General features: G+C 70.2%; 15 protein-coding genes. 2 read left to right on the plus strand and 13 right to left on the minus strand.

From position 1 onward, the window contains the following. Window positions 1–559: 559 nt before the first annotated feature. The 11 genes from ACYVO7_RS15560 to ACYVO7_RS15610 all read right to left on the minus strand — a co-directional run bounded on the left by ACYVO7_RS15560 (window position 560) and on the right by ACYVO7_RS15610 (window position 10564). Window positions 560–1144 carry an HNH endonuclease gene (locus tag ACYVO7_RS15560; RefSeq protein WP_460450724.1) on the minus strand — a complete coding sequence of 195 codons (585 nt, stop codon included), beginning with the start codon at window positions 1142–1144 and terminating at the stop codon, window positions 560–562. Window positions 1145–1262: 118 nt separating this feature from the next. Continuing rightward, window positions 1263–1466 carry a putative motility protein gene (locus ACYVO7_RS15565; RefSeq protein WP_460450725.1) on the minus strand — a complete coding sequence of 68 codons (204 nt, stop codon included), beginning with the start codon at window positions 1464–1466 and terminating at the stop codon, window positions 1263–1265. A gap of 88 nt (window positions 1467–1554) precedes the next feature. Next, window positions 1555–2436, minus strand: a complete 882-nt coding sequence (locus tag ACYVO7_RS15570) for a 3-hydroxybutyryl-CoA dehydrogenase (RefSeq protein ID WP_460450726.1) — start codon at window positions 2434–2436, stop codon at window positions 1555–1557. 161 nt (window positions 2437–2597) lie between these two features. Then, window positions 2598–3533: an electron transfer flavoprotein subunit alpha/FixB family protein gene (locus ACYVO7_RS15575; RefSeq protein WP_460450727.1), complete on the minus strand. Its 936-nt coding sequence runs from the start codon at window positions 3531–3533 to the stop codon at window positions 2598–2600. Beyond that, the gene (locus tag ACYVO7_RS15580) at window positions 3533–4282 is read right to left on the minus strand and encodes an electron transfer flavoprotein subunit beta/FixA family protein (protein ID WP_460450728.1); all 750 of its coding nucleotides are present in this window, start codon (window positions 4280–4282) and stop codon (window positions 3533–3535) included. Before ACYVO7_RS15580 ends, ACYVO7_RS15575 begins: the two co-directional genes overlap by 1 nt. Before the next feature lie 150 nt (window positions 4283–4432). Further along, window positions 4433–5122, minus strand: a complete 690-nt coding sequence (locus ACYVO7_RS15585; protein WP_460450729.1) for a rhomboid family intramembrane serine protease — start codon at window positions 5120–5122, stop codon at window positions 4433–4435. Window position 5123: 1 nt separating this feature from the next. Next, window positions 5124–5705, minus strand: coding sequence for a cob(I)yrinic acid a,c-diamide adenosyltransferase (locus ACYVO7_RS15590; RefSeq protein WP_460450730.1), 582 nt, complete (start codon window positions 5703–5705; stop codon window positions 5124–5126). A gap of 46 nt (window positions 5706–5751) precedes the next feature. Further along, window positions 5752–6336 (minus strand): acyloxyacyl hydrolase, encoded by a 585-nt coding sequence (locus ACYVO7_RS15595; RefSeq protein WP_460450731.1) that lies wholly within the window; start codon window positions 6334–6336, stop codon window positions 5752–5754. Between the two features lie 139 nt (window positions 6337–6475). Beyond that, on the minus strand, window positions 6476–6664 hold the full coding sequence (locus ACYVO7_RS15600) for a twin transmembrane helix small protein (RefSeq protein ID WP_460450732.1): 189 nt from the start codon (window positions 6662–6664) through the stop codon (window positions 6476–6478). Between the two features lie 132 nt (window positions 6665–6796). Further along, on the minus strand, window positions 6797–9607 hold the full coding sequence (locus ACYVO7_RS15605; RefSeq protein WP_460450733.1) for a TIGR02302 family protein: 2811 nt from the start codon (window positions 9605–9607) through the stop codon (window positions 6797–6799). Between the two features lie 165 nt (window positions 9608–9772). Then, the gene (locus ACYVO7_RS15610) at window positions 9773–10564 is read right to left on the minus strand and encodes an MOSC domain-containing protein (RefSeq protein ID WP_460450734.1); all 792 of its coding nucleotides are present in this window, start codon (window positions 10562–10564) and stop codon (window positions 9773–9775) included. Window positions 10565–10696: 132 nt separating this feature from the next. Between ACYVO7_RS15610 and clpB the strand changes: the two genes are divergently transcribed. Further along, window positions 10697–13312, plus strand: coding sequence for an ATP-dependent chaperone ClpB (clpB, locus tag ACYVO7_RS15615; protein WP_460450735.1), 2616 nt, complete (start codon window positions 10697–10699; stop codon window positions 13310–13312). Window positions 13313–13422: 110 nt separating this feature from the next. Here the strand turns inward: clpB and ACYVO7_RS15620 are convergent, their stop codons facing one another. Together ACYVO7_RS15620 and ACYVO7_RS15625 are read right to left on the minus strand one after the other, a co-directional pair. Beyond that, window positions 13423–13863 carry a type II toxin-antitoxin system HicB family antitoxin gene (locus ACYVO7_RS15620; protein WP_460450736.1) on the minus strand — a complete coding sequence of 147 codons (441 nt, stop codon included), beginning with the start codon at window positions 13861–13863 and terminating at the stop codon, window positions 13423–13425. Between the two features lie 7 nt (window positions 13864–13870). After that, window positions 13871–14068 (minus strand): hypothetical protein, encoded by a 198-nt coding sequence (locus ACYVO7_RS15625; protein ID WP_460450737.1) that lies wholly within the window; start codon window positions 14066–14068, stop codon window positions 13871–13873. A gap of 214 nt (window positions 14069–14282) precedes the next feature. Here ACYVO7_RS15625 and ACYVO7_RS15630 point away from each other — a divergent pair, with 214 nt between their 5' ends. Beyond that, a complete protein-coding gene (locus tag ACYVO7_RS15630) occupies window positions 14283–15290 on the plus strand; it encodes a DUF1624 domain-containing protein (RefSeq protein ID WP_460450738.1) in 1008 nt (335 codons plus the stop codon). The last annotated feature ends 135 nt before the right edge of the window (window positions 15291–15425 follow it).

Genomic DNA, 15425 nt, shown 5'->3' on the forward strand with positions numbered 1-15425 from the left:
CGCGCGGAGCGGCGGGGCCTGGCGGCCTCCCGGCTTCTCTTTTCCACACCCCACTCGCCGTGGGGCCCCCAGCGACGCCGCTCCGCGCCGCCCTCCACCCCATCTCTCCGGGCCGAAAGGCCGCGGAGCTAAACGCGCTTCCTTCTCCCCGGCACGGGGAGAAGGAAGCCGAGCGCAGCGAGGTCGGATGAGGGGCCGACATCCAGCCACGCTCCACCACCCCCTCACCCCAGCCCTCTCCCCGTTCCGGGGCGAGGGGGCTGGCTGCGGCCCTCCACCGCCATCCCGGCCCCACACCCCCGTCATTCCCGGCGCTGCGCGCCGCCGGGGATGACGGAGAGTTTCTTGGATGGATAGAGAGCGCAGCGAGGCCGCCGTTCAGCCAATCCCCACCACCCCTCACCCCAGCCCTCTCCCCCGTCCCGGGGCGAGGGGGCCCGCTGCGGCGCTTGTCAACGGTCCAGCCTCCCCAACGCCCTCATCCTGAGGAGCCATGCGCAGCATGGCGTCTCGAAGGACGAGGGGGCGCGGGCGTGAACCGGCTTCTGCGGCGGGGCGGCTAGGGCTCCAGTTCGGTGTCCCAGTAGAGATAGTCCATCCAGCTTTCGTGGAGGTAGTTCGGGGGGAAGAGGCGCCCGTTCTGGTGGAGGTCGTTCACGGTCGGCGCGAACGGAGACTGGGCGGGGAACATCCCGACCTCCCGGGGCATCCTGTCGCTCTTGCGCAGGTTGCAGGGGGAGCAGGCGGCGACGACGTTGTCCCAGGTGGTCTGCCCGCCCTTGGAGCGCGGGATCAGGTGATCGAAGGTCAGGTCCTCGCGGGACCCGCAATACTGGCAGGTGAAACGGTCACGGAGAAAGACGTTGAAACGGGTGAAGGCCGGATGCCGCGAAGGCTTGACGTAGTTCTTGAGCGAGACGACCGAGGGCAGCTGCATCTCGAAGGTGGGACTTCGGACCGTCTTGTCGTAGCGCGAGACGATGTTCACCCGATCCAGGAACACCGCCTTGATGGCGTCCTGCCAGCACCAGAGCGAGAGCGGGTAATAGCTCAGCGGCCGGTAGTCCGCATTGAGCACCAGCGCCGGACAGGCTTCCGGCGACACCGGCAGATGTATGTGGGGCTGGTGAACGTGGACCGTCACCGAACTCCTCCTCCGAGAGCGGGCCGAATCCGCCTCTCGGGGATAGTCTATAGGGCTCGTGACGCTCTTGTGAAGCCTCGCCGGTCCATGCGCGGCTTCGGGACGTGGCGGCCGGCGGTCAGGCCCGGATGTCGACCCTGGTTCCCGTCCCGGGCGCGGGAGAGGCCTCGACCGCCTGGGACGCCGCGTCGACGATCTCCAGGAGCGAACGCTCGGCCGTGATCTGCTGCTTCATGATGGCGATCCCGACCTGCTGCTGCAGGGAGTCCTGCTGCAGGGTGACGATGCTGGACAGGGGGTCGAAGGCGCCGATCGGGTTCATCCGGACAGGCTAGCCGCCGCAGCTTGCCAAACCGTGAATCGCCCCGCGCAAAGGCGGCGGTGCGCCACGACGGCCCTTCGACGGGCTCCTAGCGGGTCGGCATCGGCTTTTCGCCGCGATAGTCGTAGAAGCCGCGGCGGGTCTTGCGGCCGAGCCAGCCGGCCTCGACATATTTCACCAGCAGAGGGCAGGGGCGGTACTTGGAATCCGCCAGCCCCTCATGCAGCACCTGCATGACCGACAGGCAGGTGTCCAGGCCGATGAAGTCGGCGAGCTGCAGCGGGCCCATCGGGTGATTGGCGCCCAGCCGCATGGCGGTGTCGATCGCCTCGACGGAGCCGACGCCCTCATAGAGCGTGTAGATGGCCTCGTTGATCATCGGCAGCAGGATGCGGTTGACGATGAAGGCCGGGAAATCCTCGGCCACCGTGACGGTCTTGCCGAGGCGGGAGATCAGCTCCTTGGCGGCCTCGAAGGTCGGGTCCTCGGTGGCGATGCCGCGGATCAGCTCGACGAGCTGCATGCGCGGGACCGGGTTCATGAAATGGATGCCGATGAAGCGCTCGGGCCGGTCCGTCACCGACGCCAGCCGGGTGATCGAGATCGAGGACGTGTTGGACGCCACCATGGCGTCCGGCTTCAGCGACGAGCAGAGCTGGGTGAAGATCTTGCGCTTCACCTCCTCGTTCTCGGTGGCCGCCTCGATGACGATGTCGCAGGCGCCGAGGTCGTCATAGCTGCGGGCCGGCTTGACCCGCTGCATCGCCTGGCGGCGGTCGGCGTCCTCGATCGTGCCCTTCTGGGCCAGCTTGGAGAGGTTGCCGTCGATCGTCTCGATGGCGGCGTGGATGCGCTCCTCGCTGATGTCGTTCAGCATCACGTCGTAGCCGGCCTGGGCGCACACCTGGGCGATGCCGTTGCCCATCTGGCCCGCGCCGATGATGCCCACCTTGCGAATCTCGAGCGACATGATTGCTGCGCGGCCGGAGCCGTCCTCTACCCGTGCTGAATCCCGCCTCGGCGGGCGGAACAGTCTACCCTAAACCATCGCCCGTCCGAGAGGAGGGCGGACAATGGTCTAGCACCGCTCCGGCGGGGCCGGAACTCCGGCCTGCACGCCTGTCTAGGCGTCTATTTGGACAGCTCCTTGTCCAACTCCGGCAGGATTTGGAAAAGATCGCCCACCAGGCCGTAATCGGCGACCTGGAAGATGGGCGCTTCCTCGTCCTTGTTGATGGCCACGATGACCTTGGAGTCCTTCATGCCGGCGAGATGCTGGATCGCGCCCGAGATGCCGACCGCGATGTAGAGCTCCGGGGCCACGACCTTGCCGGTCTGGCCGACCTGCCAGTCGTTCGGGGCGTAGCCGGCGTCGACGGCCGCCCGGGAGGCGCCCATGGCGGCCCCGAGCTTGTCGGCGATCGGCTCGATATAGGTCTTGAAGTTCTCGGCGTTCTGCATGGCGCGGCCGCCCGAGATGATGATCTTGGCGGAGGTCAGCTCCGGCCGGTCCGACTTCGACAGGCTCTCGCCCTTGAAGGTGGACAGCCCCGGGTCGGCGGCGGCCGCCACGGCCTCGACGGGGGCCGATCCGCCCTCGCCGGTCGCCTGGAAGGAGGCCGTGCGCACGGTCAGGACCTTCTTGGCGTCGGTCGCCTGCACGGTCTGGATGGCGTTGCCGGCGTAGATCGGCCGCTCGAAGGTGTCGGCGGACGCCACCTTGATGACGTCGGAGACCTGCATGACGTCGAGCAGCGCGGCGACGCGCGGCATGACGTTCTTGGCGGCGGAGGTCGACGAGCCCACGATGGCGTCGTAGCCGCCGGCGAGGCTGACGATCAGCGCCGCGAGCGGCTCGGCGAGCGGGTGCTCATAGGCCGGCGCGTCGGCCAGCAGCACCTTCTCGACGCCGTCCAGCCGGGCGGCGGCCTCGGCGGCCACCTGCGCGCCGGAGCCGGCGACGAGCACATGGACGGGGCCGCCCAGCGCCTTGGCGGCGGTCAGCGCCTTGGCGGTGACGTCCTTGAGGGAGGCGTTGTCGTGATCGGCGAGGAGCAGGGTCGGCATCAGATCACTCCCGCTTCGTTCTTCAGCTTGGCGACGAGCTCCTCGACGGAGGCCACCTTGGCCCCCGCCTTGCGGCCCGGCGGCTCGGTGGTCTTGAGCACCTTCAGGCGCGGCGAGACGTCGACGCCGTAGTCGGCGGCGGTCTTCTCGTCGATGGGCTTCTTCTTCGCCTTCATGATGTTGGGCAGGGAGGCGTAGCGCGGCTCGTTGAGCCGCAGGTCCGTGGTCACGATCGCGGGGAGCTTCAGGTCGACCGTCTGCAGGCCGCCGTCGATCTCGCGGGTGACCTCGACCGAGCCGTCGCCGAGCGTCACCTTGGACGCGAAGGTGCCCTGCGGCCAGCCCAGCAGGGCGGCGAGCATCTGGCCGGTCTGGTTGCAGTCGTCGTCGATGGCCTGCTTGCCGAGGATCACCAGCGAGGGTTGCTCGGCCTCCACCACGCCCTTCAGGATCTTGGCCACCGCGAGCGGCTCGGTCGTGGTCTCGGTCTTCACCAGGACGCCGCGGTCCGCCCCCATGGCGAGGCCCGTCCGGATGGTCTCGGCGGCCTGGGCCGGGCCGATGGAGACGACCACGACCTCGGTCGCCTTGCCGGCCTCCTTGAGGCGCAGCGCTTCCTCGACGGCGATCTCGTCGAAGGGGTTCATCGACATCTTCACATTGGCGAGCTCGACGCCCGACCCATCGGCCTTGACGCGGATCTTCACGTTGTAATCGACCACCCGCTTCACGGGCACGAGGACCTTCATCGTCTCTCCTCCGGGGAGCGCGGCGCGCATCCCGTCCATCATCCAAACAGGCAGGCGGCGACCGTAATGGCGGGCCCGAAGCCTTGTCAACGCGCCGAAACGCCTATGTGGCCGCGTGTCCCCGCCCGTGGCGGGCCATTCCGGGACCCGTCAGGCGGGCGGCGCGACGGCGTCGGACGGGAGACGCCGCAACCACGGGATCAAGGCGAGGCCCGTCGCGAAGCCGCCCACATGGGCCCACCACGCGGTGCTGGCCTCGTCGCCCGAGACGGCGTGGTAGATTTGGACGGCGATCCAGAGGCCGAGCATCCAGGCGGCGCTGATCCGCATGGGGATCAGGTTCAGCATCAGGCCCCAGATCTGGGCGCGCGGATGCAGCACCAGATAGGCCCCGATCACGCCCGCCACCGCCCCGGACGCGCCGATCAGGGGATGCTCGCTCGCCGGGTCCATGACGGCGTGCAGCAGCGCTCCGGCGGCCCCGCAGACGATGTAGAAGCCCAGGAAGGCGGCGTGGCCCATCGAGTCCTCCACATTGTCGCCGAAGACCTGGAGGAACAGCATGTTGCCGACGAGGTGAACGAAGCCGGCGTGCAGGACGATGGTGGTGACCAGCGTCAGCGGCGCCGGGATCAGGTCGTAGCTCGGCGGCAACGCCGCCTGGCCCCAGAGCACGGCCGGGATCACGCCGCCCATGAGGGCCGCGGGGTCGATCCCGCCGGCGATGAGGCCGGACCAGGTTCCCAGCCAGACCAGCGTGGTGACCAGCAGGATCAGCCTGGTGACGTGCGCGGCCTTGAGGCGCCGCAGCGGGATCTGGTCGCGGAGCGGCAGGAACATGCTACCGCGTCTTTCCCGGGACCCAGAGCACGTCGCCCGACCCCCTGTCGTTGACGTGGCGGGACGCGACGAACAGGAAGTCGGAGAGGCGGTTGGCGTAGCGCAGGGCCGGCGCGCCGACGGTCTCGCCCGGCGTCGCCGCGAGATGCACCATCAGGCGCTCGGCGCGGCGGCTCACGGTGCGGGCCAGATGCAGGGCGGCGGCGGCGGGAGAGCCGCCCGGCAGCACGAAGGACCTGAGCGGGTCGAGCTCGGCGTTGAGGATGTCGATCTCGGCCTCGAGCCGGTCGACCTGGGCGTCGATGATGCGCAGCGGCTCGTAGTCGAGCGGCTTGCCGGCGTCGGGCGTGCACAGGTCGGCGCCCAGGTCGAAGAGGTCGTTCTGGATGCGGGCCAGCATCTCGTCGACGACGGGGTGGGCCCCGCCGGTGTGCTGGCGCGCCAGCCCGATCGTGGCGTTGGTCTCGTCGACCGTGCCATAGGCTTCGACCCGAAGGTCGTATTTGGGCCGGCGCTCCCCCGAGCCCAGGCCCGTGGAGCCGTCGTCGCCCGTGCGGGTGTAGATCTTGTTGAGCCGAATCATCGACAGGCCTCCCGGGACACGCTGTCCCGGCGGGGTTTATAGCGGCTCAGAAGCTGTAGCCCACCCGCATTCCGACATTCGTGAGGCCGCGATTGTCGCTGCAGATCCCCGAATTGGAGACGTGCTCGACGGTGCCCATCACGCTGAGGTTCTCGGTGATGCGGTAGCCGAGCGAGGCGGATTCGCGAAAGGCGGCGTGGCAGCCCATGGCGGAGCGCCCCACGGGGGTCACGGGGCCGGCCGTGCCGTTGTTGAAGGAGCCGCCGAACGAGGTCTCGAAGAAGATCCGCTGCGTCACCTCGAACGTCCAGGTGAGGCCCGCATAGACGTGGCTGGTGTCGCCCTGGGTGTTGATCGTGGCGCCGAGATGGGGGCGCGGAACGAAGCTGTTCCAGAGCGGGTCGTTGAGGACGATCGGCTTGGCGAAGAGCAACTCGGCGTTGACGTCGACGCTGCCGGATTCGGGGCTCCACGGGTCATGCGCGAAGCCGCCCACCCGGAACTCCGACAGGAACGGGTTGGCCGGGGCGGCGCGCACCGAGGGGGACGTCAGGTAGTCCGCGGCGCCGGCGTCGCCCGACGCGGCGGCGACCATGGCCAGCACGGCTGTGAGGTGCAGATGTGATCGCATGCGCTCTCCGCAGACGAGTGATCCACCCGTATGGTTAACAGAGCGTAAAGCCGCCAGGCCCGGCCTTTACGGGGCGCATCCTGGAAGAGAATCGCGCCTTTGTGCAACCTGAAAAGGGGAAGATTTCGTGTCCTATTTGTCAGCCTCGCGCCCAAATCGCGACGAGAACCAATACAATTGTCAAGAATTGCAGCCCTACTCGCCAACGCATCAGACGCTGCGAGGTGTTCGGGCTGCCGCCCCTGAACATGTTGATGAAGCCCATGAGGAGCACGAGGACGACGCCCCCCATGGCGAAAGGCACGGCGTTGTTGAGGATGACGGCCACCTGCGGGCTCCCGACTGGATCGGACAGGGCGGGGCGCGCCGCCGATCACGCTGACATCTAGTCGCATCGCCGCCACGCGCCAAGCGCGGCCGTTGGTCGCCGGATCGCCGGGACCGGGCCCCGGACCCGGCCTCAGTTCACGGGCAGGAGCCGCTGGAGGTAGTCCAGCTCGTCCTGCGGGCGGTTGGGATCGCCAAGGCGGCGGCGCAGCTCCTCCATGACCTCGCGGGCGCGCTGCTCCAGGGTGCCGCCCTTGCCGCCGCGGCGGAACTTGGAGCGGTCGCCCGCCTCGGTCGTCGGCGTCGGGCGGCCGAGCGGGTCGTCGTTCGGCTCGGAGGACTGCGCCCGCCGGTTGCCGGGCTGGCCCGGTCCGTTCGGGTCGCCCTCGGCCTGCTGCGAGCCGTCGCCCTGCTGCATCTGCTGGGCCATGCCCTGCGCGCCGCGGCGCAGTCCCTCCAGGGCGCGGCCCTGCTGGTCGACCGCCGGGCCGTCCTCGCCGCGGCCCATGGACTCCTCGGCCTGGCGCATGGCGTCCTCGGCGTCGGCGAGTCCCTGCTCGCCGTTCATGCCGTTCTCGCGCATGCGGCGCTGCAGCTCGCGGAGCTGCTGGCGAAGGGCCTGCTGGCGCTGGCCGAGCCCCTCCATGCCCTCCTGGTCGCCGTCGCCCTGGCCCATCTGGTCGCCCTGCTCGTCGCCGTCGCCCTGGTCGCCGGGCTCGCCCTGCTGACCCTGCTGACCCGGCTGGCCCTTCTGGCCGGGCTGGCCCTTCTGACCCTTCTGTCCCTGCTGCTGGCCGCGCTGGCGCTGGCCTTGCTGGGGCTTCTGGCCGTCGCCGCGGCGGGCCTCGCGCTGGCGCTGGCCTTCGCGGAACGTCTTGTCACGCAACTCCTGCTGCTCGCGGGTCATCTTGTCGAGATCGTCGAGCGCCTGCTCCATCTGCTGCTGGCCCTGGTCCATCTGGCGTTGGCCGGGGCGGGCCGTCTTCAGGTTCTCGAGGATGTTCTTGAGCTGGTCCAGCATGCGCTGGGCGCTCTCCATGTCCCCCTTGCGGGCCATCTCCTCCATGCGGTCGAGCATGCTCTTGAGGTCGCGCGGCGTGATCATGCGGGTGTTCGGGTCCATCCGGCTCTGCTGCTGGTTGGGATCCCGGTTCTTCAGCATCTGCTCGGCGTATTCGCGCAGGTAGCGGTCCAGCGCCTGTCGGAGTTCCTGGGTGAGGCGCTTCAGCTCCTGCTCGGTCGCGCCCTTGTCGAGCGCGTTCTTGAGGTTCTCCTGCGCCTGCCGAAGCGCCTTCTCGGCGTCGGTGACGTCGCCGTCCTCCACCTGCAGGGCCATCTCCCACAGGAGGTCGGCCACCGAGATCAGGTCCGCGTCGGCCCGGGCGACGCGCAGCCGGGTCGCGGCGGTGCGCAGGCCCAGATAGACGGAAGCGTCGGGGGTGAACTGCTCCGGCGCGATCATCAGGGCCTGCAGGGCGTCGTAGACGCGCCGCCGCCCGGCGGGATCGAGGATCAGGTCGCGCCGCTGCTCGACGAGCGCCTTGGCGAGGGGCTTGCTGAACGGGCGCTGCGGCAGGGTGACGTTGATGGAGGTGCTGTGGCCCTCCTGGCCGATCTCGTCCTTGGCGACGAGAGTCATCTCGACGCGGGCGCCGGCCCAGGGATGGTCGGAGAGGTCCACGGTCGTGCGGGTCTCGCCGTCGCGGTTGTCGCCGCCCGGCAGCGTCAGGGCGGCCTGCGGGGCGGGCACCAAAGGCGGGCGCTTGGGCTCGACGGCCTTGCCGCCGCGAATCAGCTTGCCGAAGCGCGCTTCGGCGGAAACGACGCCATAGTCGTCCTTGATCTCGTACGGGATGGTGAAGCCGCCGCGCTCGGCCGTCTGCGGCTCGGCCGTCAGCTCGATGGAGGGCGGCCTGTCGGGGATCGACGTGATCGCGATCGAGGCCAGGGTCGCGCCGCCGCGCTTGACCGTGAGAAGGCCGTCGCCCGTTACGGTCCAGCGGCTCTCCCGGCTCGCATCCGCCGGCTTGTCGCCGGGGGCGTTGGCCTTGACGGCGCCCGGGGCGGGCTTGCCCGCGGCGGCCGGCGCCGCCGGCCTGACGGGCGCTGCGGCTCCGGCCGGCGCGTCGGCGGGATCCTTGGGGACCTCCAGCCCGCCGCTCGCCGAGAGCGTCAGGTCGTGGGCGTCCGAGGCGCGGACCACCAGGGTCGAGCGCACCGGAGCCCGGACCTTCGGGGCCGGGGCGGCGCCGTCCGGCCCGGCCTTCAGGTCGAGCAGCATCGGAGGAAACTGGGTGTAGCCCGGCGGATCGATCCAGCCGTCGAGGCGGAAGGCGACCTGCTGGACGCCGCGGCCCGACCAGTCGAAGGCGGCCATCAGGCGCGCCTCGCGCTCCGGGCCGGCGACGAAATAGGCCGCCACGAGGGCGAGCGCGACGCCGAAGCGAATGGCCCAGGGGTCCCGGTCGGCGAGGCGGGGGGCGGGGGCGCCCACGGTCAGCCGCGCGGCGGAGTCGAGGATGCGGGCGCGGTGCGCCTCCCACAGGGCGCGGGTGCCCGGATCGGACGTGTTGATGGCCAGTTCGTCCGTCAAGGCCGTCGCCGGGCGGTGCGCCAGGCGGGAATCGGAGTCGAGCCTCGCGAGGCTCTCGCGCCAGGTCGGCCGCGGAGCCCGCAGCGCGCCCACCGCCGCCGCGCCCAGCGCGAGGCCGAGCAGCGCGACGCCGACCACGCGGGCCCAGGAAGGCGTCGCCAGCCACAGGCCGAGCCAGGACAGGGCGACGAACAGCGCCACGGCGGTCAAGGCCAGCGCCAGCCACGGCCAGGACCGCTCCCAGGCGAGCGTCAGCGAGGCCCGCCGGGCGAGCCTTGCGATCCGCGCCGCCACCTGGCGGGCGCGCTCGGCTTGGGAGGCGGGCGTCACGCCCTGCGCGTCTTCGCTCATCGCGGCTCCTCTGGCCCCATGTGGCGAGCCTAGCATGGGGCGGCGGCCCCGCCACCCCCGCCGGCCGCGACCGGGGCGCGCATGCGCCGGTCGCTCGGGCCGGCGCCGGAGCCCCTGCGCATTCGGGCCGTAGACTGCGGCGGGAGCGGGGCGAAGCCGTTTCGCCTATCCGAGCGCCAACGTGTCCCCGAGCGAGAGCGTTCCGCCGCCGGTCACTTCGGCGTAGACGCCGCAATCGGCGTGATCGAAGGCGCGCTGAAGCGTGGCCGGGATGTTCATGTCGCGCTCGGCCGTCGTCGGGTCGACATTGGTGGCGGCGCAGCGCTGGATCCGCTTCACCACCGTGAGCCGGACGCCCGTTGTCGAGCGCAGCTCGGCGCCGACGAGGTCGAGCTCCGCCCAGGCGGGCCAGCCCTCCGCCAGCACATTGCCGCGGAAGCGGAGGGGATCGACCGGGACGCCCAGCCTGCGCTCGAGATCCTGGACGCTGGCGCGGTTGATGATCGACACCACCCGCCGCGGCGTGTCGGAGAAGCTGAAGTCCGGCGCCTCCAGCACGCGGGGCGCCCCGCGCAGGTCCGCGGCCGAGAAGCGGGCGAAGAAGTCCTCGATGGCGGCCCGGCCCTCCGGCCGTGACAGATCGCCCGTGGCCGCCATGTCAGCGCCATCGTGGATGGTCAAGGTCGTCGTCTCGGGATCGAACCGGGTTCGAAGCCGGGCCAGGGCCTCGTTGCGCATCAGCATCAGGAACGTGATCTTGGGCAGATGGGCGGGGTTCCGGGCGTCGAAGCCGGAGGGTCCGTTCTCGATGGCGTAGCGGCGGTCATGCGGGAAGGGATCGCCCGGCGTCACCTGCACGGCGTCCAGGCTCTCGGGCGACAGGCCCTTGACCGGGTATCGGTGGAGGGCTGCGATCCGGGCTTCGCCGAGACCGAAGTGTTGAGAGCCGCTTCCCATGGGACCCCTTCCGTTGTCGAAATGTCACACCTATCTATCCGTCAGGCGGCCGCCTCTTCGAGGGGCCGTCATGGACGGAGCGCATGACCGCGCCTGACGGGCGGAATCGAAGCGCGGCCGTAGGAGGACCACATGGATTTTGAAAAGTACACCGATCGCGCAAAGGGCTTCGTCCAGTCCGCGCAAACCCTCGCCATGCGGGAGGGACACCCGCAGCTCGGCCCCGAGCACCTCCTGAAGGTGCTCCTGGAGGACACGGAAGGCTTGGCCTCCGGGCTCGTCACCCGCGCCGGTGGCGACGCCAAGCAGGCGTTGGCCGGCGTCGAGCAGGCGCTCGCCAAGATGCCGAAAGTGTCCGGCGCGGCTTCGCAGCCGCAGCCCACGCGCGATCTCGTGCGCCTGTTCGACACGGCCGAGAAGATCGCCCAGAAGTCCGGCGACAGCTACGTCACGGTCGAGCGCCTGCTGCTCGCGCTCGCGACCGAGAAGGACATGGAGGCGGGCAAGATCCTGGCCCGCGCCGGCGTCACGCCGCAGAACCTCAACGCCGCCATCAACGAGCTGCGCAAGGGCCGCACGGCCGACAACGCCACGGCCGAGAACGCCTATGACGCGCTCAAGAAATACGCCCGCGACCTGACCCAGGCGGCCCGCGACGGCAAGCTCGACCCGGTGATCGGCCGCGACGAGGAGATCCGCCGCGCCATCCAGGTCCTGTCGCGCCGCACCAAGAACAACCCGGTGCTGATCGGCGAGCCCGGCGTCGGCAAGACCGCCATCGCGGAAGGCCTGGCGCTGCGCATCGTCAACGGCGACGTGCCCGAGAGCCTGAAGGACAAGCAGCTGCTCGCCCTCGACATGGGCTCGCTGATCGCCGGCGCGAAATATCGCGGCGAGTTCGAGGAGCGGCTGAAGGCCGTGCTCAACGAGGTGACCTCGGCCGAGGGCGGCATCATCCTGTTCATCGACGAGATGCACACGCTGGTAGGAGCCGGCAAGGCGGACGGCGCCATGGACGCCTCCAACCTGCTGAAGCCCGCGCTCGCCCGCGGCGAGCTGCACTGCATCGGCGCGACCACGCTCGACGAGTACAGGAAGCACGTCGAGAAGGACGCCGCCCTGGCGCGGCGCTTCCAGCCCGTCTTCGTCAGCGAGCCCACCGTGGAGGACACGGTGTCGATCCTGCGCGGCCTGAAGGAGAAGTACGAGCTCCACCACGGCGTGCGCATCACGGACGGGGCCATCGTGGCGGCCGCGACGCTGTCGAACCGCTACATCGCCGACCGCTTCCTGCCCGACAAGGCCATCGACCTCGTCGACGAAGCGGCCTCGCGCCTGCGCATGCAGGTCGACTCGAAGCCCGAGGAGCTCGACGAGCTCGACCGGCGCATCGTGCAGCTGCGCATCGAGCAGGAGGCTCTGAAGAAGGAGACCGACCCGGCCTCGCGCGACCGCCTCGGCCGCCTGGAGACGGAGCTCGCCGGCCTTGAGGAGAAGTCCGCCGCGCTGACGGCCCGCTGGAAGGCCGAAAAGGAGAAGCTCGGCAGCGCCCAGAAGATCAAGGAGCAGCTGGAGCAGGCCCGCACCGAACTCGCCAACGCGCAGCGCCGCGGCGAGTACCAGCGCGCCGGCGAGCTGACCTATGGGGTGATCCCGGACCTCGAAAAGGCCCTGAAGGAGGTCGAGGGGCGCGAGAACACCGCGCTGGTGGCCGAAGCCGTGACGGCCAACGACGTCGCCCAGGTGGTGTCGCGCTGGACCGGCGTGCCGGTCGACCGGATGCTGGAGGGCGAGCGCGAGAAGCTGCTCAAGATGGAGGAGCAGATCGCCAAGCGCGTCGTCGGCCAGGCGGAGGCGGTGGCCGCCGTCTCGACCGCGGTGCGGCGCGCCCGCGCCGGGCTGCAGGATCCGAACCGGCCGATCGGCTCGTTCATGTTCCTCGGCCCCACGGGCGTCGGCAAGACGGAGCTCACCAAGGCGCTGGCCAGCTTCCTGTTCGACGACGAGACCGCGCTCGTGCGCATGGACATGTCCGAGTACATGGAGAAGCACTCGGTGGCCCGGCTCATCGGCGCGCCTCCCGGCTATGTCGGCTACGAGGAGGGCGGCGCCCTCACCGAGGCCGTCCGCCGGCGGCCCTACCAGGTGGTGCTGTTCGACGAGATCGAGAAGGCGCATCCGGACGTGTTCAACGTGTTGCTCCAGGTTCTGGATGACGGACGGCTCACCGACGGCCAGGGCCGGACAGTGGACTTCCGCAACACGCTGATCATCATGACCTCCAACCTCGGGGCGGAGTTCCTGGTGAACCAGCGCGAGGGCGAGGACACGGACGCGGTCCGCGACGAGGTGATGAGCGTGGTGCGCTCGCATTTCCGGCCGGAATTCCTGAACCGGGTGGACGAGATCATCCTGTTCCACCGGCTGCAGCGCGACCAGATGGGCGCCATCGTGGACATCCAGCTCGAGCGCCTGCAGAAGCTGCTGGACGAGCGCAAGCTCGTGCTGGAGCTCGACTCCACGGCCCGCGACTGGCTGGCCGCCAAGGGCTACGATCCCGCCTACGGCGCCCGCCCGCTGAAGCGCGTCATCCAGAAGAACGTGCAGGACCCGCTCGCCGAGCTGATCCTGTCCGGCTCGATCAAGGACGGCGAGCACGTGCCGGTCACGGCCGGCCCTGACGGGCTGATCATCGGCGACGTGCTGGTGTCGCCGGACGCCCCGCCCAAGGGCGCGCTGCTGAACTGATCGAACGAAGGCCCGGCCCCGCGCCGGGCCTTATCGTTTGAAACCCTCTCGCGAAGCGTGGCAGGGCAGGAAGGGGCGTAGCATTCGCAGAGACGAAGATGCTTTCGCGGCTATTCCGCCGCGGCCAGATCCTCGACGCCCACGACCAGTCGGCGGCCGAGCGCCGAGAGGGTGTGGGTCAGGGTCGGTAGCTTGGTCGGATGCCGCGGATCGAGGATCCGGCGCACCTCCCGCTCGTCGCGTCCTAGTCGGGAGGCCAGTTCGCGCCCCGTGATCCCGGCGTCACGAAAGGCTTCGATGACGGCGAGCTTCGCGGCCACGGGCGCGCTCACGGCGGTCCACTCGCCCGGCCCCTGCGAGGCCGGCGGCAAGGGACGGCCCAGTTCCGCATAGGTCAGCAGCGCCAAACCGAGCGCCTCGCCCGCCATGGCGCGCGCCTCGTCGAGGTCGGCGCCTTCCGAAACGGCCTCTGGGATGTCGGGGAAGCTCACGACGATGACGTCCCGCTCGCCCGGCTCGAAAGAGGCCCTGTATCCGTACAGCCTGGTCATGGCGTGGTCACCTCAGCCCCAAGGCCTTGAGAATGCGCGCCGCGGTCTTGGGATCGATGTCGCGGCTCGGCAAAGTCGAGAACCGATCACCGACGAAGACCAGAGCGTGTCCGCCTTTGCCCCGATCCTTCCGCACCGCCATCGTAAGCCCCCGCAACTTCGCCATCGCGGCGATCTCCGCAATGAAGCGATCACGCTTATCCATGGAACAAAACTCAGGGTAAGACAAAAATGTCCGTTCTGCAATCGTTGCAGCCTAAAGTCTCGTCGACGCGCTTGTCCAGAGCGCAGGGACCGGGTCTCGCGGGGCCGCAGGGTGGCGACCGCGCCCTGCCCGGGCGCCCCCTCCGTCGACTGCGCCGACATCTCCTCGCTGCGCGGTGGCGACTCGCGCCGGCGATTCACGGTAGAACACCCGCATGAGCGCCCCCGCCGTCCTCGGCCCACCCCCCGAGATCGCCGCCCTCCCGAAAACCTCGCCGCGCCTGCCCATCGTGGACGCCGCCCGGGGCGTGGCGATCGCGGCGATGTTCGTGTTCCACTTCACGTGGGATCTCGGCTTCTTCAACTTCATCGACCTTCAGGCCGGGGTGGATCCCGCCTGGCGGGCCTTCGCCAAGGCGATCGCCGGATCTTTCCTGGCGCTGGTGGGCGTCGGGCTGGCGCTGGCGAGCCGCGGCGGGCTGCGGCGCGGGCCCTACGGGCGCCGGCTCGCCATGGTGTCGGCCGCCGCCGCCGGCATCACGGCCGCGACCTGGTTCGCGACGCCGGACGAGTTCATCTTCTTCGGCGTCCTGCACTGCATCGCCGTATCCAGCGTGCTGGCGCTGCCGTTCCTGCGGCTGCCGCCCTGGGTCACGGCGGCCGCGGCCGCCTTCGTCGTCGCGCTCCCGGCTTTGGTGCGGTTCCCGGCGCTGAACGGCCCGGGATGGCTTTGGCTCGGGCTTGGCGACACGGTCCCGCGCACCAATGACTACGAGCCGCTGTTTCCCTGGTTCGGACTGACGCTGGCCGGGGTGGCGCTGGCCCGCGCCGCCCTCGCGTCCGGGCTGGACCGCCGGCTGGCGCAGTGGCGCGCCGACGGCGCGGTCGACCGCGCCCTCGTCTGGGCCGGGCGACACAGCCTGGCGCTCTATCTCGTCCACCAGCCGCTGTTCTTCGGGCTGCTCTGGCTGGCCGCGCAGGCCGTCCAGCCGCCCCCGAGGGCGCCGGCGGCGGTCGATTTCCGCACCAGCTGCGAGGCGAGCTGCCGGGCCTCGGGCGCCAACGGGCAGGTCTGCGCGGCCGCCTGCGGCTGCGTCGAGGGCAAGGTGAGGGCGGCCGAACGGGCCGAGCCCCGCCTCGCCGCGTCGGAGATGGCGCGTCGCATGAGCGGTTTCGTCGCAGCCTGCCAGCGCGAACGCGAACCGGCGGCCCCCAGGCCCTGAACGCCCGAACCGCGCGGCCGCTCGAGGCCGCGCCTCGCGTCATCCCCGCCCCAACCTCGCCGATCAGCCTTGAGCTTCGCCTGCCGGTCTGTTTCCGCACAGAGTTCCCGGTGGGTCCGGTAGCGCTCAGCAACA

The organism is Alsobacter sp. SYSU BS001988 (assembly GCF_054796215.1).

Coding starts and splice junctions, on each gene's coding strand:
- ACYVO7_RS15565 (WP_460450725.1), bottom strand. CDS start 1,466: ATGAACCCGATCGGCGCCTTCGACCCCCTGTCCAGCATCGTCACCCTG.
- ACYVO7_RS15570 (WP_460450726.1), bottom strand. CDS start 2,436: ATGTCGCTCGAGATTCGCAAGGTGGGCATCATCGGCGCGGGCCAGATG.
- ACYVO7_RS15575 (WP_460450727.1), bottom strand. CDS start 3,533: ATGCCGACCCTGCTCCTCGCCGATCACGACAACGCCTCCCTCAAGGAC.
- ACYVO7_RS15580 (WP_460450728.1), bottom strand. CDS start 4,282: ATGAAGGTCCTCGTGCCCGTGAAGCGGGTGGTCGATTACAACGTGAAG.
- ACYVO7_RS15585 (WP_460450729.1), bottom strand. CDS start 5,122: ATGTTCCTGCCGCTCCGCGACCAGATCCCGCTGCGGCGCCTCAAGGCC.
- ACYVO7_RS15590 (WP_460450730.1), bottom strand. CDS start 5,705: ATGATTCGGCTCAACAAGATCTACACCCGCACGGGCGACGACGGCTCC.
- ACYVO7_RS15595 (WP_460450731.1), bottom strand. CDS start 6,336: ATGCGATCACATCTGCACCTCACAGCCGTGCTGGCCATGGTCGCCGCC.
- ACYVO7_RS15605 (WP_460450733.1), bottom strand. CDS start 9,607: ATGAGCGAAGACGCGCAGGGCGTGACGCCCGCCTCCCAAGCCGAGCGC.
- ACYVO7_RS15610 (WP_460450734.1), bottom strand. CDS start 10,564: ATGGGAAGCGGCTCTCAACACTTCGGTCTCGGCGAAGCCCGGATCGCA.
- clpB (WP_460450735.1), top strand. CDS start 10,697: ATGGATTTTGAAAAGTACACCGATCGCGCAAAGGGCTTCGTCCAGTCC.
- ACYVO7_RS15620 (WP_460450736.1), bottom strand. CDS start 13,863: ATGACCAGGCTGTACGGATACAGGGCCTCTTTCGAGCCGGGCGAGCGG.
- ACYVO7_RS15625 (WP_460450737.1), bottom strand. CDS start 14,068: ATGGATAAGCGTGATCGCTTCATTGCGGAGATCGCCGCGATGGCGAAG.
- ACYVO7_RS15630 (WP_460450738.1), top strand. CDS start 14,283: ATGAGCGCCCCCGCCGTCCTCGGCCCACCCCCCGAGATCGCCGCCCTC.